Here is an 18,676-nt window from a genome sequence, read left to right as displayed (position 1 = left end):
GATGCAAATCCGTGTTCGCTGACGCAAACTGCGCGCGCAGCGGACAAGGCAAGGAGACCAGCAGGCGTGTCCGGGCGCGTGCTCACCTTCGGCGAGTTCCAACTCGACCCCGATCGTCGCCTCCTCCTCGAGGGTGGTCGGCCGGTGCCGGTCGGCAGCCGTGCGCTCGATATCCTCATCGCGCTCGTCGAGCGCGCGGGCGAGGTGGTGCCCAAGGACGATCTCATCGCGCGCGCCTGGCCCGACACCACGGTCGAGGAAGCGAGCCTGCGCGTGCATGTCGCCGCTCTGCGCAAGGCGCTGCGCGACGGGCAGGACGGCCGGCGCCTCGTGATGAACGTGCCGGGCCGCGGCTACAGCTTCGTCGGCACGCTCGGCACGCCGATGGCCGCCGCGGCATCCGCCGAGCCACACGGCAGCACCACACTGCCAACGCCACTCACGCGCCTGATCGGGCGTGAGGAGATGGTGCGCGACCTCGCCGCGCATCTGCGCCAGCGACGCCTCGTGACCATCGTCGGCCCGGGAGGCATCGGCAAGACGACCGTCGCGCTCGCCGTGGCCGAGACGCTCACCACCGCCTTTCCCGACGGCGCGGTCCTCGTCGACCTTGCCCCGGTGAGCGACCCGCTGCTCGTCTCGAGCGCCGTGACCGCCGCCCTTGGCCTCGCGATCCGCGCCGAGCGACACACCGAGGGGCTGCTCGCCGCCGTGCAGGGAAGGCGGCACCTCATCCTCCTCGACAGCTGCGAACACGTGGTCGAGTCCGCGGCGCATCTCGCCGAGGTGCTGCTGCGCGGCGCGCCCGGATCGGCCATCCTCGCGACGAGCCGCGAGGCGCTGCGCGCCGAGGGTGAATGGGTGCAGCGGATGCCGCCCCTCGGCCTGCCGCCGGCGATCCCGGCGCTCACCGCCGCCGAAGCGATGCGCTTCCCCTCGGTGCAGCTGTTCGTCGAGCGCGCCGCCGCGACGCTCGGCGGCTTCACGTTGACCGACGCGCAGGCCCCGCTGGTCGCCGACATCTGCCGCCGTCTCGACGGCATCGCACTTGCCATCGAGCTCGCGGCCGGACGCATGGACGCCTTCGGGCTGCAGGAGCTCGCGCGGCTGCTCGACGACCGGCTGCGCGTGCTCATGCGCGGGCGCCGCACCGCCCTGCCGCGCCACCAGACGCTGCGCGCCGCGCTGGACTGGAGCTACGGCACGCTGACGGAACCGGAGAAGGCGATCCTGCGGCGCCTGGCGGTCTTCGCCGGGGGCTTCACCCTCGCCGGCGCGCGTGCCGTCGCGCAGCGCCCCCCGGCCGATGAGGCCGGCTTCGACGACGACATGGCCTGCCTCGTCGCCAAGTCGCTGATCGCGACGGACGCGGGCGACGTCGGCGTGACCTACCGGCTGCTCGACACCACCCGCGCCTATGCGCGCGAAAGGCTCGAGGAAAGCGGCGAGACCGCCTGCGCCGCGCAATGCCACGCCGCCTTCCACCGCGCCCTGTTCGAACAGGCGGCCGCCGAGTGGGAGACCCGGCCGACCGCCGAATGGCTCCGCACCTATGCCCGCCGTGTCGACGACCTGCGGGCCGCGCTGGTCTGGGCCTTCGCGCCCGGCGGCGATCCGGGCCTCGGCGTCGCGCTGACCGTCGCGGCCGTGCCGCTGTGGTTCCAGCTCTCGCTCGTCGACGAAGGCATCGCCTGGGCGGAGCGCGCCCTCGCCGCGCTTGGCCCCGGCCAGCCGGCCGACGACCGCCGGCGCATGCAGCTGCACGCTGCGCTGGGATGGACGCAGATGTACGCGATCGGTCGGGTGGATCGCAGCACGGCGGCCTGGCGCGCGGCGCTCGAGCTCGCCGAATCACTCGGCGACCGCGACTACCAGCAGCGCGCGCTCTGGGCGCTGTGGGCCGATCGCACCAACCACGGCGCCTTCCGCGAGGCTCTTGCCATCGCCGACCGCTTCCGCGCCCTGATGGCCTCCGCCGAGGCCGACGCGACGGACCGCCTCGTCGGCGAACGCATGACCGGCGCCTCGCTGCATTTCCTCGGCGAGCAGGCGCGCGCGCGGGCGCATATCGACCACATGATCGAGCGCTACGTCGCCCCGTCGCGGCGTTCGCATGTGGTGCGCTATCAGTTCGACCAGCTCGTCACCGCACGCATCACCCGCGCGCGCATCCTGTGGCTGCAGGGCTTCGCCGACCAGGCGCTGCAGGAGGTCGAGGCGAGCGTGGCGCGCGCCATCGCGCTCAACCACACGCTGTCGCTGTGCAACGTGCTCGCCCAATCGGCCTGTCCGGTCGCGCTGCTTGCCGGCGACCACGCCGCGGCCGAACGGTATCTCGCACTGCTGCGCCGGCATACCGGCGCGCAGGCGCTCGATGTCTGGCGCGCCTATGCCGACGGATTCGAGGGCGAGTTTCTCGCCCGCACCGGACGCCCCGAGGCCGGGTTGCCCATGCTGCGCGCTGCGGTGGAGGAACTCCGCCGGGCGCAGTTCACGCAGTACCTGACCGCCTTCCTCGCCGCGCTGGGCGACTGCCTGGCCGCGCAGCGCCAGGCGGAGGACGGCCTCGCCGTCGTCGAGGAGGCGCTGGCGCGCTGCGAGGCGACCGGCGAGCGCTGGTGCCTCCCCGAATTGCTGCGCCTGAAGGGGGAGGCGCTCATCGCCCTCGCGCGCCCCGGCGCCGAGGACCTGTTCCACGTATCCCTGGCGCTGGCGCGTGAACAGGGCGTGCCCGCCTGGGAACTGCGCGCCGCGACGAGCGGCGCCGGGCTGCTCGCCGCGCAGCGCCGCGGTGCGGAGGCGCACGGCCTGCTCGCCCCGGTGCTCGGCCGCTTCACGGAAGGATTCGCGACCGGCGATGTGCGGCGCGGGGCCGCGCTGCTCGCGACGTTCGAGCATGGCGACGCGAGGACGCAGCGCCGCGCGGCGCGATGAGCCGCCGCGCCATCGCGCGCCGCGCAGTTGCGGCGATCTAGAAGATTGAAATCAAGGGAAAAACTGGCGGACAGGGAGGCCGTCATACTCTGAATAAATTGAATAGACAGACCCGCGCGTTCATGAACAACCCACAATTCTGCCCGCAATCTAGAGATTGCGCTTTGAGCCCATCGCCGACTGCGGATCAAGCCCCTCGCGGTGGGAGCCAGCCGGCCAACAGTGCAGGCTGGTCCGATGGAAAATAAGCTCAGATCACGTCCTTCGAGCGGAATCGAGCAATATTTGTAGAATTGATTCACGAAGATATTTGCGCTGTGGTTGCATGCGCAACTTGGGAGCAGCTTGAACAGCCATGAGCGAATCGGCTCGTACGTTCGTCGTGACGAATGAGGATGAAGCGTTTGCGCTATTGGAGAGGTTGTTGGCTGAGGAGCCTCACGTAGCGGCTCTCGAAGGGCCTCCCCGCATTGATTTAAAGGGCTGGCCCAAAATCGAAATCTATCTTCCGGAGACGCCGGTCGAGGGGTCTATCTCGCCAACGATGATGGCCGCGTTCATCGAACTCCAAACGTCGGTCTATCGTGCATATATGCTGCTCAACGCCGAGACGGGCGACTTGCGCAGCCTCACAAGGGCCGAACGCGAGCACCTTGAGTTTCGGGTCGTCGTGACGAAGGGGAGCAGCGAGTACTCTGCGGCCCTCGGTAAGGTGATCGAGAACATCGGCGCTAGCGTGGTGGCGAAAATGAGCTCAACGGAAATCCTAATCGCGATCCTGGGCGTCGCCCTCATATGCGGCGGCGTTACCGCGCTTCGAGCTTGGTTAACCAGCCGAGTCGACCTGCGAAAGGTCGAACTCGAGGAGCGGAAAGTCGATGCCGAAAAGGGCGAACGAACCGCATTCTTGGACGCGCAGCGTGCGCTGCTCGAACACAACATCAAGCAGACCGCGATCCTTGCTCAGGCCGTATCGCGCGTGCCGATTCTAGGGGACGTTGAGGCCGCTGTGGATTCGGCACGACAGCAAATGGTGAAGGCCATCGGCGACGAGGAGGGCGGTACGGTACAGGGCGTCAAGATCAGTCCCGACCTTGCATCTGAAGTGACGGCACAACGTAGGCAGCAAGGGACCCCTATCACCTTCACCGGCATCTATCGTGTCTCGAAGGTCGACACGACCGTGCAAGATGGCTTTCGGGTCACCTTCACCGACGTCGAAAACGATCGCGAGGTCACCGCCACCCTACAGGACGCGCTGATCTCGGGAGACCACCGCTCGGCAATTCAAGAGGCGGAATGGAGCAAGCGCCCGATCAAGGTGCGACTGTCTGCGAGACTCTTGCGCAGCAGGTACGTGGATGCAGTTGTGTTGAACGTCGAGCCACTTCCTTTGCCGCCGATCGATGCGCGAAGCGGCCTCGTCGATCTAGAATGAATGAGTGGGTCTTTGATCTCTAAGTCCGCAACGAGGACCAGGCACCGCCGGCGCCAGATGAACCCGGATCCGGCCGCGCTACAATGTCTCCATGGCCGAAGCCGTCCCGCCTCCCCGCGAACGCAGATCCTGGGAGGCGCCCTCGCCGTTCCTCGGCGAAGACGGCTCGCTGATCCTGGCCGCCTACGAGGCCAGCGCAGACGCCTACTGGCTCACCTTCACCTGTTCCGGCGAGCGTGGCTGCCAGCGACTGGTGGACCTCGGCTTCCGTCCCGCCATCGCGAGGTTCGGGCGCACCATGACCATCCGCGGCATTGCCAACCGTCTGCGCTGCTCGATGTGTGGCGGACGGAAGATCGTCGCGCAGGTCACCGCGGACACCCGGGGCAGCTTCGCCCGCGATCGGGACGGGCCCACGCCGGAGACGCGCGCCAACCTTCTTCCCCGGCTGTAAGCGAACTGTCAGTGTGCGCCGGCAATTAGGCGCCGGCCGAGCCTGGACCCCCCGCGACAGCGGCGGGGGCTGCCTCCGCCAGCCTCGTCGCTCCCCCGGCCCAGGCGGTGGAGCGGTCCCTACCGCTGAACCAACAGCGAGACATCTAGATGCGTGGTCCCGTCGCCTGCCCCGTCCCCTCCGAGGCTGGCCCGGCCTCTATCGCATGGCCGAAGAAGACCACACGAAGGTCCGGCATCAATTGCTGGATGAGGTCGAAATCGAGGTCATTCGTGACCACCGTTCCGCCCGCCGCTGCAGTCACAATCGCTGTCAGGCAGTCGTTTACCAACTCGATCCGCTCCCCAGGCGCTACCTTCCGCGTCGGACCGCCGTTCCGTCGTACGATGGTTCCTGCCATTCGCGCAGCCGCCGACCATGCTGCAGCATCTGGGACGAGGATGTGCGTCGGCGCGACCTGATCGAGCATGTCACGGAGTTTCGCGATGGTCCGCGCAGAATCCGGCTTCGTCGGATCGAGGCGTGCGATCAGATGCTCGACCTCGCTTGCACCTGGCGCGGCCATCCAGGCATCGCCCGCCTCGAGACGCGCCCGCAGGATAGGCGGTGCCTTGCCGAGCAAGATCCGACCAATCGCATTGGCATCGAGGAGCAGCGGATCGCTGAGCGGCGCATCGGCCTCGATATGCAGCAGCGCCTCTTTCGGGCGGTGCTGCAAGGGCGCATCGACGTTAGGCGCCATCAGAGACTTTCGATCTCCGCCGTCGTCTCCCTGTCCACGTCAGCCAGCGCCCCCCAATTGTGGGCGAGCCACGGCCCCAACTCAGACCGCGTCGCGACGCTCGCAAGGGCGCGTGTTACTGCTTCGGTCACGCCCTCGGCACCCAGCTTTTCCGTGGCACGTTCAAGCAGCCGAGCCGGTACGCGGGCGTTGATGTGCCGCATCGCGCCCTCCATCAGGCCCATGTTTGCGGCAAGTTCCATGGCAATGGTCGATTGCATGCCGGCACTCGTGCCGGGTCCGATCCCCAACAGGGCTCGACGATCCAAGGTAGCAGCGCGGACGACGCTATGGTCGAACAGCGATGCGATCTCGGCATTTACTGCCGCCATCCGCTGCATGAAGTCTTGATTTCCCTTGGCTCCGAGGGCCCATGCCTCGGCCGCTGCGCGGAACGCCGCGGTATCGAACGTCGAACCCTTGTCTTGATCGGGCGACGAGAGAAGCAGCGCTTCCAAGGCGCAAAGTTGTTGGGCTGCAGTCGCACTCTCGGCCATCTTCGCAATCAGCGCTGCAGCTTCCGCGCGCCGCGCTGCCGGCTCGCCCATCGCTTCGACGCGTTCAGTCTTTGCAGAACGGGCCTTCTTGAAGTCCACCATCACGACCTCCTCGCCCCATAATACGGGATTTCGATCAATGTAATACAAGACTTGCCCCGATAAACTCCCATCCGAAGGCGGACACTCCCGCGCCGGAAGGCGCGTCGAGAGGCCGGGCTCACAGGCCAGTGTCGAAGCGAGCCCCCACGGATTCTCAGCCGGAAATCGTGCGGGGCCGGGCGACCTACGCCGCGCCCGCTCCGAGGATCCGATAGACGCTGGCCCGCCCGATGCCGAGGCGCCGCGCAATGTCCACCGGCCGCACGCCCTCGGCCTTCAACTGCCGCACCGCGTCGGCCTGGCGCTGGGCGGTCGGCACCCGCCCCTGATACTTCCCCTCGGCCTTCGCCTTCGCGATGCCCTCACGCTGCCGCTCGAGCATCAGCGCCCGCTCGAACTCGGCCACGGCCCCGAGCATGGTCAGCATCAGGCGGCCGGTCGGCGTCCGGGTGTCCACCTCGGCCCCGCCCATGGACAGCACGCGAAGGCCGACCTTGCGCTCCTCCAGGCGGGCGATGATGCCGAGGAGGTCCGCCACGCTTCGCGCAAGGCGGTCCAGCTTGGTGACCACCAGCACGTCGCCATCGCGGAGGTAGCCGAGCGCCTCGGTAAGCTGCGGGCGGGTGGCGACAGAGGAGACGCGCTCAGCGTAGACCCGGGTGCAACCGGCCGCGGCGAGGTCGCGCTGCTGCGCCTCTAGGCCGGCCTCCTGCTCAACGGTGCTGGTCCTCGCATAGCCGATCACTGCCGCCATCGTCCGATCCTCCGCCCGGCAACGTCTCGCACGGGTCTAAGACGATCAGACTCCGCATTGTCTCAAACGTCAAGAATATTCGTGTGAGACACATTGAGGGCACCGGCGGCTGCGCCTGAGACGACTCACTAGGGCTTGCCCATGTGAGACATGGGACCGGACCGATCAGCCCGACCCTCTCGCGCCGCCCGCAAGTCCATGCCCCTCGGCTTGGAACGCCGCGATCAGCTGAGCCCGGCTCAGGCCCTGATACCTCTCCGAATTCATCCGGGCCCGGTGGACCTCTTCCGCGCTGCTCGCCCAGCGATAGACCACGACATAGTCCGTGGCCGGGACGCCCTCGGGATAGGCGCGGGCGATGACCTCTTCGGCGGTCTCGTGATCCTCGCACCACAGGCAGCGCAGGTGCATCGCTCCCACACGCAGTTCCGCTAGCCTCCGCTCAAGGGCGGCAATGCCCTCTGCAAGGGTCGCCATCAGCCCTCGCCCCCTTCGATCACCCGAGGCGCGCCAACAAGTTGGTCGATCGTCATGTTCAGCGTCAGGAGCTTCTGCCTCAACTGGTGCGTCTCGATCGCCCGGCGCGCGCCCTCGAGGATCTCGGTCACCGCCTGCCCCTCGTCCGGCGTGATCTGCCCTGAGGCAACCGCGGTGGTCACGACGAGCATGGCGTCCACCACATCGCCGGTGCTCTCGATCTTCGGCAGGTCGATCTTGACCGGGTTCATGCGGCGCGCGGGCATGACACGCTCGAGCACCAGGCGCAGCGCGGTGGTGTCGCCCCCCTTCGCGAGGTCGAGCGCCTTCTGCCACACGGCCTGCGCGTTCTCCTCGCCGATGGTGTCGAGCATCTTCAGCACGACATGGCGCGACCCACGCGGCCGGCCGGCGTTGCCCGCGGCGAATTGCCCGCGCGCGGTGCGGCCGGGCCGTTTCTCAGCCGTAGTTTCGGGAATGGACGGGGTCGCCTGATCGCTCATCGAAGCCTCCAATTCGTTACGGTGGAGGATGTGGATGGTTCTTGCTTATCGACGTTACGCGCGCGCGCAGGCGCGCTAGACGGGGATAAGGAGAAAACGTCCACATGCTCCACACTCACCAGACGCCGCTATCGCCGGGGCGAAGACGCACGCCCCGGAACACGTTGCCGTCCCTGCCTTTGGCCCGGGCGAAGTGCTTCTCGAGGTCGGCGGAGAAGGTCTTGTTGCTCCCGGCGAACTCGCCGCGGCGCTCGGCCCAGGACTTCCAATCCCGGAAGGCAGCGGAAGAGGGCGTGGTCGCGCTGGGCACGGCCTCGCAGCGCTCGGCCACCCACTGGGAAATCAGGTCCTGCTCGGCGAAGTACTCGTCCGTTGCGCGGCGCACTGCGTCCGGCATCCGCAGCCCTTCCCGCTGCCAGGCCATGCACCCTTCGACCGCCCACCGGAGGATCCCCGGCAGTTCGGCGCGCAGCCGATTGGGGAGTTCCTGATCCGGCTTCGTCGGGCGAAAGGTCAGGCGCAGCAGGTGGAGGCGCCGGCGCATGGCGTCGTCCGGATTGCGGATTACCGGCCGGTGGTTGCCGACCATCACGAGCTTGAAGGCCGGGACGAACTCGAAGAAGTCGGCCCGCATGAAGCGCGCGGAGATCTTGTCGCCGCCGGTCAGGGACTTGATCCGTCCCTCGGCGAGCACGCGTCCGGCCTCGGTCTCCTGGGCCAGCACCAGGCGCGCGCCGCGCATGCCGGCAAGGTCGGTGGGGTGCCGGTCATGCTGCGAGGCCATGAAGGTCTCCATGGGCGCCGTCGCCGCATAGTCGCCGAGCATCGCGGCCACGGTGTTGAGCAGCACGCCCTTGCCGTTGCCGCCCGGCCCGTAGACGAACAGGAAGGCATGCTCCCGGGTCTCGCCGGTCAGCATGTAGCCCACCCACCGCTGCAGGTAGGCGATCACGTCTTCGTCGCCTTGCGTGATCTGGTGGAGGAACTCGAGCCAGCGCGGACAGTCACCCGCCGGAGCGGTCGCGGTGACCTTGGTGAAGAGGTCATCTCGCCGGTGGTCGCGAACCTTGCCCGTGCGGAGGTCGACCACGCCGGCCGGGGTGTTCAGCGACCAGTGATCCGCATCGAAGCCCCAGGCCTCTCGAGCGTGCCGCCGATCAGACCGGGCGAGCCGTTCCACCGCGGCGACCTTTTGCGCGCTGGCGATCTTGGGCGCCGCGTCCTCGCCCGCGTCGCGCGCAGCCTCGCGGCAGATGACACGCGCCAGGTCGAAGACCGCGAGGGTGGTGTCGCGGGCCCAGCGAGCGCCGTCCCAGCGAAGCCAGTGCCCCCACTCCGGCACGTGCAGCAACTGGCCGTGGTGCCGGTTGGAGAATAGCAGCGCGAGAGCGTCGTCGGAGAACTCCGGCGCTGACGTCTCGAATTGCTCCTGCGCGGCGCGAAAGGCGGCGGCGAAGTCGGCGCTCACGGGCTGGCGCCCGCCTCTGCTCCACGCATCGCGGCCTCGCGCTCCGCAAGACGCGCCTCCCACCACCGGAGATCGCGCTTCAGGTCGGCCGCAAGGCGCGACTGGTTCTCGTGCGCGGCGCCGGCAACGGCGACGCGATGCAGGAGCACCATCGACTGGAGCTCGGCGAGGTGCAGGTATCGCGCGCCAATCGCCGCAGCGATGCCCATGCCGACATGCGTAGCCATGCCCGCCGGCGGGAGGAGCCATCGGACCGCGAAGGGCCCGCCACTTTCCGGTGGCGAAGGCCCGACCTCATTGGTAGGTTGCCGCATCTCGTAGTCCTTCGCGTGTGTTGCGCAACGCCCCTGCGACCCTGCCCGGTCGCGGGGGCGAGTTGTTTCAGCGGTCAGGTGGTCGCGAAGAGCCGATCCCACCCCGCCGTGATCTGGCCGCCGTAGCTGTTCCAGGCGCCCGACAAGCCGCTCAGGATGGTGCTGCCGGCGCGATACGTTCCCGCCGTCGCGGCTTGGCTCGCGCGCTGCTCATCGATCGACGCCTGCGCCGCGCCCTGCGTCACCGCCAGCCCGCCGCGGTAACGCTGCAGCCCGGCCTCCTCCATCAGGTCGCCATAGGCCGTCGCGCCACGCCGGCGGATCGCCAGCGCGTCGAGTTCCGACTGCCCGGCCTGGAAGCCGAGGACTTCGATCGGCGAGCCCGTCAGGTCCACACCGGCCGCGCCAAGCCGGGCGCGCTGGTCGGACAGGAGGAAGGCCGCACGCTCGCGGGCGCGAGCCTCGTCGTACTGCGCCTGATCGCGCGTCTCGGCCGCTTGGCGCTCGGCACGGCGGGCGTTGAACTCGGCCTGGGTCTGCGCGACCGCGGCATTCACTCGCGCCGCCTGCGCGTTCTGGCGCGACGCCTGCGCCTGCTGCTGGCCCTGAGAATAGCTGGCGTAGGCGGAGGCCGCGGTCGCGGCCACCATCACGATGACAGGGATTGCCTGCGGCATGGGTCAGGTCCCGCCCACGCGATCGACGGCGATGCGGTTGCGAACCACGTCCAGCGTCTGAAGCGCGACGAGAAGCCCGCCGCCTCGATCCGCGACCATGCGGCCCCGGATCAGGTCCACCGCCTCCAGCGCCTCAGCAAAGCCGATGCCGTTGCCGATGCGCACCTGGACAGTGCCAGCCGTTGCCGGCGCCGCCGTGCCCGTTGTGACCTGGTTCAGGGCCGCATCGGCCGCGGTGGCGAATGAGAGGTTAGCGCCCCCCGCGAGTGCGCTGGTGATGCGCACCTCGACCGTTCCGCCAGTCGTCGGCGCATCGGTCGCGACCGCCACCTGGTTGAGCGCAGCGCCCGGCGCTGCGGCAAGCGAGACATTGGCCATGGCTATGCGGCCTCCTCAGTCGGCCGCCAGCGGCGGCGGGGTGTCGGGTTGGGGGCCGAACTCGCGCTCGATCTCCGCGCGCAGGTCGCGGCCCAGGCGATGCGGGTCATGCGCAAAGCGAGGCGGGTCATTCGGCAGGACCAGACCGGCCTCGATTGCGAGCACCGCGAGCCGCGTCCCGAGGATCATCGGCAACTGGTTCGCGATGCCGGCAGCGCGAGGCACTGAGGCCGAGAGTTCCCGCATCTTCGCCATGACCGGCGCCAAAGTGGCGAGGCTCGCCGCGAAGGCCGCCTCCATCGCGCGAACATCGGCCGTGATCTGATCGGACAGCACGGACAGGGCGCGGGCCTGCTTCCGACGCTCGACCGTTGCCGCCTCGGCCTCGGCTGCGGCCAAGCGCTTCGTCGCCCGGGCGACCTCACCCTCGGAGCGCTCGACCTGCTCCTTGGCATAGCGGAGCGCCTGCCATGCCTCGTCCCGCTTCGCCTCGGCATCCTTGCCGGACGAGTTCCCGTCGAGCGCCTCGACCTGCGCGCGCCGCGCCTCGACATTGCGTTCCCAGCCGGCGAGACGCTCCTTCGCGTCATCGAGGGCCGTCCGGAGCGCCGACACGTTCGCGCCGCTCATCGGCCGGCCCTCGCGCGCTCGTAGATGATCGTGATCATGCGGGCGGAATTGCCGAGGCCCGTCGCATCGAGGAACGCCGCGAGGTCGGGGTGCTTGGCGACGTACTGCCGCGCCGTCTCGGAGACTTCCTTCGCCTTCTCCGGGCCGCCCACGATCAGGCAAAGTTGCTTCATGCCTTCAACGATGGGATTGCCGCCGCGCTGCTCGACCCGCGCGAGATACGGAAGATCCGCCACGCCGGCGCGGAACTCATTCGGCGTGAAGCCGTGCGCCAGCGCGATCCTCGGCGCCTCCTTCACCATCGGATCGCCGATGTTCACGCCAGGGGGCAGATCGGAAGGCGAGATCCGATAGGCATCCGCGCTGGTCGCGGGCGCGTTCGGGCCGGTGGCGCCGCGTTCCGCGGCCTCCTTCAGCACCGCGACGCGCTCCCCGGCCGCCATCATCGCCTTGTAGGCGGCGGAATAGGCGGGATCCGTCTTGCGCATGCCTTGGACCGCGCGCGTGATCTCGAGGTGCTCCCGCTCGCCGCGCTCCAGGTCCGTTTCGTGACCCTGGATGCTTGCCGGAATGTCGGCGGGCGGTGGAGCGCCCTCCGGCGCCTGGGTGTCCTGCGTTTCGCTCATTGGCCCTGGGCCTCCCGGAGTGCGGCTTCGGCAACGTCGAGGTTCACCTCGGCTGCCATGATCTCGTCGCGGCGCTGCGCGACCAGGGATTGCGCTTCCTCGAGCCGGCGGCGGATCAGCCGCTCCTCGGCCAGCGCAGCGGCATGCAGCCGGCGCGTCTCCGCGAGGTGGCCTTCGGCCCTGTCGCGCTTCTGCTCGGGGGTGGGGCGATCGTCCGTCAGGACGGTGGTGCCGCGGGTCATGGTCAGCGCCCCATCGTCATCGTGCAGACCAGCGTCGTGGTCCCGTCGCCCGCGGTCACGCGCGGCCGGACGTAGCGCGGCACCTCGCGTACTGCGACCAGCGCGGCCGAAGTCTTGCTGATCGTCGTCCCGCCCGTGTCGTTGAGGGTGACGTAGTTCGTCCCGTCGTTGCTGCCCTCGAAGACGATCGCCCCACCGGCGCCGAACGTGCCGGCGAAGTGCACGGAGGGCTGGCGACCGGAGGGCATCTCGAAGGGCGCGCCGTCATCTCCGTTCAGGAGACCGGCCCAGGACACCGCGACGGCTTCGAAGTTCTGCCCGACGCGCGAGGCTGAGAAGGCTCGCGTCGTCATGCCGCGCGGGCTTTCCGGACGAGGCGGACGGGCGTCGCAGTCAGGAGCGCCAGCAGATCATCCGTCTTCACGACGGTCGAGCGTCCGACCTTGAATGCCTTCAGCTTGCCCGCGGCGATCCAGCGATAGAGCGTCTCGTCGGATCGGCCACTCCAACGGGCGGCCTGCTGGATGTTCTGGAACGCCGACACGGCCGCGGACGGGGGATCCGAAGGGCGCGCCATCGCGAGAACGGTGGCACGCGGGAGCGTCTCTTCTCCGGCGGGATGCGACACAACACCTCCTGTGGCTGGCGCTCTTGCGCGCTGCGACAGGGGGCAATCTGTGGAAAGCAGGGCCTAAGTCCGCGCCCCATAATTCGCCACTTATGGGGCGGCTACTCGAATGGCGGCCAGTAATTCGCCCGCAGATGGATGTCTGCCCACCGCAACCAGCGACGCCGGTTTGCTTCTGTCCCCCAGCCCCCGGCGCGCAGTGCAAGGGCGAGCAACTGAGCTTGGTCCGCGAGCTCTTCCAAACGCTCGGCAGTGCTGAGCGCTTGCTGCCGCCGTGGATCTAGAGAGGCCGCCGGCGGAGCACTGAGCAAAGTCTGCCGCTTCCGTCCCCTGGCAGTCTGCGTTGCCTCAGCCAGAAGGGCCGCTTGGGCCAGCCCAAACTTTCGAGCCAGGCGCTTCTGTGTTGCCTTCACCTCGGCATCGTAGCGCTGCTTGCGTGACGTCTCCTCGGGCTTTCGACGACGTTCACCGCGCGGAACCTTCGGCGCCGGCCCGTCCTTCTCGAGGACGATTAGCTTCGCGATCAGCCGCGCCGCCTCGGCGGCAGTCTTCGCCTTGCCGTCGACTAGGAACTCGGCAATTCGTGCCAGCGCCGCGGCGTCATCGAATACTCGGGGAGCGCCGCGCCGGCCGCTTGCCATGCGAGCGGGAGGCGCCGCCGGCGCCTCCTTATCCTCCTCCTTCGCCGGCCTCTTAGCCACCGACGCCCCGACCCATCTGCGCCCGCCCAGCCACGCGCAGCACGCCGCGGACCACCAGTTCCGGCCACGCCCCGGTGAAGGAGTCGCCGAAGTTCTCCGAGCCGTCCGGCTGCTGCGCTTCGTGCATCGCGATCCGCGCCAAGGCGACAACGCCCTCGATAGTCTGAGGCTCCCACTCCTCCAGGCGATTGCGAAGGCGCATCACGTCATCCCACAGCCCTTTGCCATCGGGACCTTCTCCCGCATCGTAGCGGTCGAGCACGGCGCGATACTCGGCGCACAGGGCGATCATCGCCGCGTCCGTGCTAGTGGTCGTCTCAGCCTCGGTCTTCATGGCTCACTCCATGCTGGTCGGGGTCAGCCTCGGCGCGGTGCTCGCAACACTCGCCGAGGCGCCCTCAGATGCCGCGGAACCGCCGCGGCGCGGATCTCGTCAGGCGGTCACCACCACCGGGCGCAATTCGCTGACCGTCGCCGGCGCCTTGCTGCAGAACTCCGCCCAATCCTTCATCAGCGCGATGCGCTTCTGGAACAGGTCGCCGCGCGCGTATGCGGCCTCAGCCTTGTCCTTCAGCAGGTGGGCAAGTGCATGCTCGATCACCTCGCGCGGGTGGTGGGTCGCCTCGCCAGCCCAATCGCGGAACGTCGAGCGGAAGCCGTGCACGGTCAGGTCCGTTCGCTTCATCCGCTCAAGCACCTTCAGCATCGCCATGTTCGAGAGAGGCTTCCCGGCGAACTGCCCGGGGAACACGAAGCCATCCCCCTCCCCCTCGGCGCGCGCAGCGGCGAACGGCGCCAGGACGGCCAGCGATTGCGCAGAAAGCGGGATGCGATGCTCCTTGCCGGCCTTCATCCGATCGGCCGGCACCGTCCAGACCGCGCCGGCTAAGTCGATCTCCGACCAGCGCGCGCCGATGACCTCGCCCGTGCGGGCGGCGGTCAGGATCAAGAACTCCAGCGCGCGGGCAGCGGTGCCGCTCTGGCCCTGCAGCGTGGTCAGGAAGGCACCGACTTCCTTCCAGGGCAGCGCGGCGTGGTGCTCGACTTTCGCCACCTTGCTCTTCTTCGCAAGGGCGAGGGCGAGGTTGCCCTTCCACCGCGCCGGGTTCGGGCCCTCGCGCCATCCATGGACGGTCGCATAGTCGAGCACCGCCTCGATCCGGCCGCGGACGCGCCTCGCCGTCTCGGCCTTCTTGGTCCAGATCGGCGCGAGGACGTCCTTCACCTGCTCCATGGCGATCGCGGATACCGGCAGGTCCCCGAGCGTCGGATAGGCATAGGTCGTGAGCGTCGCGGTCCACTGCGCCGCGTGCTTCTCATTGCCCCATTCGGGGGCCTTCGCCGCAATGCAGGCCTCGGCCGCTTCGCGGAACGTCCGGCGCATCTCTGCTTCGCGCTTCTTCGCCGCCTCATCGGCCTTTCGCTGCGCCAGGGGATCGATGCCATCCCGCAGCAGCCGGCGCGCCTGGTCGGCGCGGTCGCGCGCCTCGGCCAGCGTGTAGCCGTCCACGCTGTCGGGATCCGCAGCGCCGAGACCCATCTCGCGCGAGAGCGGCTTGCCGGACTTCGAGCGCGTCTCGGCCATGTAGCGCAGCATCCACCAGCCGCGCCCCTTCCCCGTGACCACGAGGTAGAGCCGATTGCCGTCCGGGTGCCGTCCGACCTGCCCCTTATCGAGCAGCGACTTCACCCGCGTTGCCGTCAGCCTGTCACCTGCTCGCGCCATGCCTGGAATTCCAACCCACGGACTGACCCACATTATTCGGCGTGGAGTCGGGAGGCAACAGGAATGATGCAGACATGAAAAAAGCCCCGTTTTCCGGGGCTTTATGGCACGCTCTGTGGAGATGGGGGGATGTGAGAATGAGGCCTCTGGCGGACAGGGAGGGATTCGAACCCTCGATACGCTTTTGACGTATACGCACTTTCCAGGCGCGCGCCTTCGACCGCTCGGCCACCTGTCCGGAGGGCGCGGAACATAGTCAGGGCGCGGCCGCAGGGCAACCCGCGGCCGCGCCCTTTTTCATCAATCGGCGAACTGCCCGGCCGCCTGGATCAGCGGACGCCACTTGGCGATGTCCGCCTGCCAGAACTGGCGATGAATCTCGGGCGTCGCGCGCGCCGCGGCCACCGGCGCGGTGCCGAGGTCGGCGAAGCGTCGGGCGATGCCCTCGTCCTGCAGCGCCTTCACCAGCGCCTGGTTCAGCCGCGCCACGATCGGCGCCGGCGTCCCCTTGGGCGCATAGAGGCCGTGCCACACGCTGACCTCGAAGCCCGGCAGGCCGCCCTGGGCCGAGGTCGGCAGGTCGGGCAGCGCGGCCACGCGCTGTTCGGTCGTCACGGCGAAGGCGCGCACGGTGCCGGCGCGGATCTGCTCGGTCGTGTTGGTGGTCTGGTCGCACATGATGTCGACCGTGCCGGCCACCAGGTCGTTCATCGCCGGGCCGGTGCCGCGATAGGGCACGGTCGTCATGCGCGTGTCGACCGCCTTCATCAGCAGCAGGCCGCACAGGTGGCTCGCCGCGCCGATGCCGGCATTGGCGTAGTTCAGGTTCTCCCCGCGCTGGCGGATCAGCGCGACCAGCTCCGCGAGGCTGTTCGCCTCGATGTTGCGCCGGGCGATCAGCGTCATCGGCACCTCGGTGACGAGGCCGAGCGTCTCGAACCCGTTCACCGGATCATAGGCGAGGCGACGATAGAGCGTCGGGATCGTCGCCATGCCGATGTGGTGCAGCAGGATGGAATAGCCATCCGGGCGCGCGCCCGCGACGCGCTGCGCGCCGAGCGTGCCGCCCGCGCCGCCGACATTCTCGACCACCACGGGCTGGCCCAGATCCGCGCTCATCGCCTGCGCGATCAGGCGCCCCACCGTGTCGGTGGGGCCGCCGGCGGCGAAGGGGATCACCATGGTGATCGGGCGGCTCGGATAGGCCGCCTGGGCGAGTGCCGGCGCGGCGAGTCCCGAGGTTGCGATGGCGGAAAGGCCCGCGACGACGTCGCGGCGCGTAAACTGCGTCATGAGGCGTTCTCCCGGTCTTGACGAGCACATCTGCGCCGCGGCGCTTCACCGGGGCAAATCAAGTCCGAGGCACCGGGAGTCAAGGAGGAAACGCCCGCGCCGCGCATGAACGCCGCGGGCCGGTTGCATGCACAGACGCGATGACGCGTATCAGGCGTCCATCTTGAGCGCAGCAATGAACGCAGATTGCGGGATCTCGACCTTGCCGAACTGCCGCATGCGCTTCTTGCCCTCCTTCTGCTTCTCGAGGAGCTTGCGCTTGCGGCTGATGTCGCCGCCGTAGCACTTGGCAGTGACGTCCTTGGACAGGGCGGAGATGGTCTCGCGCGCGATGACGCGCCCGCCGATCGCCGCCTGGATCGGGATCTTGAAGAGCTGGCGGGGGATCAGCTCCTTCAGCTTCTCGCAGATCTGCCGGCCGCGCCGCTCGGCCTGGCTGCGATGCGCCATGAAGGACAGCGCGTCCACCGGCTCGTTGTTCACCAGGATCGAGATCTTCACCAGGTCGCCCTCGGAATACCCGTCCATCTGGTAGTCGAAGGATGCATAGCCGCGGCTGACCGACTTCAGCCGGTCGTAGAAGTCGAAGACCACCTCGTTCAGCGGCAGGCGATAGACCAGCATGGCGCGGGCGCCGACATAGGTCAGTTCCACCTGCTGCCCGCGCCGTTCGTTGCACAGCGCCAGCACCGGGCCGAGGTAGTCGTCCGGCAGCATGATGGTCGCCTTGATCCACGGCTCCTCGATGTGGTCGAGCACGCTGCCGTCCGGCATGTCGGCCGGGTTGTGGAGCTCGAACATCTCGCCGTTGGTCTGGTGCACCTTGTAGACGACGGACGGCGCCGTCGCGATGAGGTCGAGGTCGAATTCCCGCGACAGGCGTTCCTGGATGATCTCGAGGTGCAGCAGCCCGAGGAAGCCGCAACGGAAGCCGAAGCCGAGCGCGGCGGACGTCTCCGTCTCGTAGTGGAAGGAGGCGTCGTTGAGCCGCAGCTTCGCGAGCGATTCCCGCAGCTTCTCGAAGTCGTCCGCATCCACCGGATAGAGCCCGCACCACACCACGGGAATGGAGGGCTTGAAGCCCGCCAGCGGCTCGGCCGCCGGGTTGCGGTCGTCGGTGATGGTGTCGCCGACGTTGGTGTCGGCGACCGTCTTGATGGCGGCCGTGACGTAGCCCATCTCGCCCGGCCCGAGGCTGTCCGTGGGCACCAGCTTCGGCTTGAACACGCCGACCTGCTCGATGGTGTGCACCGAGCCCGAGGACATCATGCGAATGCGCTGGCCCTTCTTCAGGTGGCCGTCCTTCACCCGCACCAGGATGACCACGCCGAGATAGGCGTCGTACCAGCTGTCGACCAGCAGCGCCTTGGTGGTGGCGGACGCATCGCCGCTCGGCGGCGGCAGGCGCGTCACGATCGCCTCGAGCACGCCTTCGATGTTCAGCCCGGTCTTGGCGCTGATCATCACGGCGTCGGAGGCATCAAGGCCGATCACGTCCTCGATCTGCTGCTTCACGCGGTCGGGCTCCGCGGCCGGCAGGTCGATCTTGTTCAGCACGGGCACGATCTCGTGCCCCGCATCGATCGCCTGGTAGACGTTCGCGAGCGTCTGTGCCTCGACGCCCTGGGAGGCATCGACAACCAGCAGCGATCCCTCGCAGGCCGCGAGGCTGCGCGATACCTCGTAGGCGAAGTCGACGTGGCCCGGCGTGTCCATCAGGTTCAGGACGTAGGTCTTGCCGTCCTTCGCCGGGTAGGTCAGGCGCACGGTCTGCGCCTTGATGGTGATGCCGCGCTCGCGCTCGATCTCCATGTTGTCGAGCACCTGTTCCTTCATCTCGCGCGCGGACAGGGCCCCGGTCGCCTGGATCAGACGATCGGCGAGCGTGGACTTCCCGTGGTCGATATGGGCGATGATCGAGAAGTTGCGGATGAGGTCGAGCGGGGTGTCGGTCATGGGAATCCGGTGGCGGTGGGGCCGGGGCGCGCCCCCCTGTCTGCGGGGGGACATAGGGCAGACGGCAGCCAAGTCAAAGCGTCTTGGCGCCAGACGG

At 68.5% G+C, this 18,676-nt stretch carries 22 protein-coding genes and 1 tRNA gene; 3 read left to right on the top strand and 20 right to left on the bottom strand.

The window, feature by feature from the left end:
- Positions 1-66 precede the first annotated feature (66 nt).
- The 3 genes from GWK15_RS07200 to GWK15_RS07190 all read left to right on the top strand — a co-directional run bounded on the left by GWK15_RS07200 (position 67) and on the right by GWK15_RS07190 (position 4,826).
- Positions 67-2,934, top strand: coding sequence for a winged helix-turn-helix domain-containing protein (locus tag GWK15_RS07200; protein WP_168040599.1), 2,868 nt, complete (start codon positions 67-69; stop codon positions 2,932-2,934).
- A gap of 355 nt (positions 2,935-3,289) precedes the next feature.
- Positions 3,290-4,372 carry a hypothetical protein gene (locus GWK15_RS07195; RefSeq protein WP_168040597.1) on the top strand — a complete coding sequence of 361 codons (1,083 nt, stop codon included), beginning with the start codon at positions 3,290-3,292 and terminating at the stop codon, positions 4,370-4,372.
- 91 nt (positions 4,373-4,463) lie between these two features.
- The gene (locus tag GWK15_RS07190; protein ID WP_168040595.1) at positions 4,464-4,826 is read left to right on the top strand and encodes a hypothetical protein; all 363 of its coding nucleotides are present in this window, start codon (positions 4,464-4,466) and stop codon (positions 4,824-4,826) included.
- Between the two features lie 145 nt (positions 4,827-4,971).
- Here the strand turns inward: GWK15_RS07190 and GWK15_RS07185 are convergent, their stop codons facing one another.
- The 20 genes from GWK15_RS07185 to lepA all read right to left on the bottom strand — a co-directional run bounded on the left by GWK15_RS07185 (position 4,972) and on the right by lepA (position 18,579).
- Positions 4,972-5,568, bottom strand: coding sequence for a PIN domain-containing protein (locus GWK15_RS07185; protein ID WP_168040593.1), 597 nt, complete (start codon positions 5,566-5,568; stop codon positions 4,972-4,974).
- Entirely contained in the window at positions 5,568-6,206 is a 639-nt protein-coding gene (locus tag GWK15_RS07180; RefSeq protein ID WP_168040591.1) for a hypothetical protein, read from the bottom strand. The genes GWK15_RS07185 and GWK15_RS07180 overlap by 1 nt, the downstream gene beginning before the upstream one ends.
- A 184-nt stretch (positions 6,207-6,390) precedes the next feature.
- Positions 6,391-6,960 carry a recombinase family protein gene (locus GWK15_RS07175; RefSeq protein WP_168040589.1) on the bottom strand — a complete coding sequence of 190 codons (570 nt, stop codon included), beginning with the start codon at positions 6,958-6,960 and terminating at the stop codon, positions 6,391-6,393.
- A gap of 165 nt (positions 6,961-7,125) precedes the next feature.
- Positions 7,126-7,437 carry a hypothetical protein gene (locus tag GWK15_RS07170; RefSeq protein ID WP_168040587.1) on the bottom strand — a complete coding sequence of 104 codons (312 nt, stop codon included), beginning with the start codon at positions 7,435-7,437 and terminating at the stop codon, positions 7,126-7,128.
- Entirely contained in the window at positions 7,437-7,940 is a 504-nt protein-coding gene (locus GWK15_RS07165) for a hypothetical protein (RefSeq protein WP_168040585.1), read from the bottom strand. The genes GWK15_RS07170 and GWK15_RS07165 overlap by 1 nt, the downstream gene beginning before the upstream one ends.
- Positions 7,941-8,055: 115 nt before the next feature.
- Complete coding sequence (locus GWK15_RS07160) at positions 8,056-9,408, bottom strand: phage/plasmid primase, P4 family (protein WP_168040583.1); 1,353 nt, start codon at positions 9,406-9,408, stop codon at positions 8,056-8,058.
- On the bottom strand, positions 9,405-9,635 hold the full coding sequence (locus GWK15_RS07155) for a hypothetical protein (RefSeq protein WP_168040581.1): 231 nt from the start codon (positions 9,633-9,635) through the stop codon (positions 9,405-9,407). The genes GWK15_RS07160 and GWK15_RS07155 overlap by 4 nt, the downstream gene beginning before the upstream one ends.
- Positions 9,636-9,796: 161 nt before the next feature.
- Positions 9,797-10,399, bottom strand: a complete 603-nt coding sequence (locus tag GWK15_RS07150; protein ID WP_168040579.1) for a hypothetical protein — start codon at positions 10,397-10,399, stop codon at positions 9,797-9,799.
- Between the two features lie 3 nt (positions 10,400-10,402).
- Positions 10,403-10,777 carry a hypothetical protein gene (locus GWK15_RS07145; RefSeq protein WP_168040577.1) on the bottom strand — a complete coding sequence of 125 codons (375 nt, stop codon included), beginning with the start codon at positions 10,775-10,777 and terminating at the stop codon, positions 10,403-10,405.
- Positions 10,778-10,792: 15 nt separating this feature from the next.
- Positions 10,793-11,407, bottom strand: coding sequence for a hypothetical protein (locus tag GWK15_RS07140; RefSeq protein ID WP_168040575.1), 615 nt, complete (start codon positions 11,405-11,407; stop codon positions 10,793-10,795).
- Entirely contained in the window at positions 11,404-12,033 is a 630-nt protein-coding gene (locus GWK15_RS07135; RefSeq protein WP_168040573.1) for a hypothetical protein, read from the bottom strand. Before GWK15_RS07135 ends, GWK15_RS07140 begins: the two co-directional genes overlap by 4 nt.
- Positions 12,030-12,275, bottom strand: coding sequence for a hypothetical protein (locus GWK15_RS07130; protein ID WP_168040571.1), 246 nt, complete (start codon positions 12,273-12,275; stop codon positions 12,030-12,032). The genes GWK15_RS07135 and GWK15_RS07130 overlap by 4 nt, the downstream gene beginning before the upstream one ends.
- Positions 12,276-12,277: 2 nt before the next feature.
- Positions 12,278-12,628, bottom strand: coding sequence for a hypothetical protein (locus tag GWK15_RS07125; RefSeq protein WP_168040569.1), 351 nt, complete (start codon positions 12,626-12,628; stop codon positions 12,278-12,280).
- Positions 12,625-12,903, bottom strand: a complete 279-nt coding sequence (locus GWK15_RS07120; RefSeq protein WP_168040567.1) for a helix-turn-helix domain-containing protein — start codon at positions 12,901-12,903, stop codon at positions 12,625-12,627. The genes GWK15_RS07125 and GWK15_RS07120 overlap by 4 nt, the downstream gene beginning before the upstream one ends.
- Before the next feature lie 101 nt (positions 12,904-13,004).
- The gene (locus GWK15_RS07115; protein WP_168040565.1) at positions 13,005-13,544 is read right to left on the bottom strand and encodes a hypothetical protein; all 540 of its coding nucleotides are present in this window, start codon (positions 13,542-13,544) and stop codon (positions 13,005-13,007) included.
- 52 nt (positions 13,545-13,596) lie between these two features.
- Positions 13,597-13,938, bottom strand: a complete 342-nt coding sequence (locus GWK15_RS07110) for a hypothetical protein (protein ID WP_168040563.1) — start codon at positions 13,936-13,938, stop codon at positions 13,597-13,599.
- A gap of 99 nt (positions 13,939-14,037) precedes the next feature.
- Positions 14,038-15,330 (bottom strand): tyrosine-type recombinase/integrase, encoded by a 1,293-nt coding sequence (locus GWK15_RS07105; protein WP_168040561.1) that lies wholly within the window; start codon positions 15,328-15,330, stop codon positions 14,038-14,040.
- A gap of 147 nt (positions 15,331-15,477) precedes the next feature.
- A tRNA-Ser gene (locus tag GWK15_RS07100) sits at positions 15,478-15,568 on the bottom strand.
- A 62-nt stretch (positions 15,569-15,630) separates the two neighbouring features.
- Positions 15,631-16,623 (bottom strand): tripartite tricarboxylate transporter substrate binding protein BugD, encoded by a 993-nt coding sequence (locus tag GWK15_RS07095; protein ID WP_168040559.1) that lies wholly within the window; start codon positions 16,621-16,623, stop codon positions 15,631-15,633.
- Positions 16,624-16,773: 150 nt separating this feature from the next.
- Positions 16,774-18,579, bottom strand: a complete 1,806-nt coding sequence (gene lepA / locus GWK15_RS07090) for a translation elongation factor 4 (protein ID WP_168040557.1) — start codon at positions 18,577-18,579, stop codon at positions 16,774-16,776.
- Positions 18,580-18,676: the final 97 nt, after the last annotated feature.

The sequence above is a fragment of the Neoroseomonas oryzicola genome, from assembly GCF_012163135.1.
GTDB lineage: Bacteria > Pseudomonadota > Alphaproteobacteria > Acetobacterales > Acetobacteraceae > Neoroseomonas > Neoroseomonas oryzicola.
The sequence above is the reverse complement of the archived record's forward strand: the minus strand, read 5'-3'. Positions and strand labels throughout refer to the sequence as shown.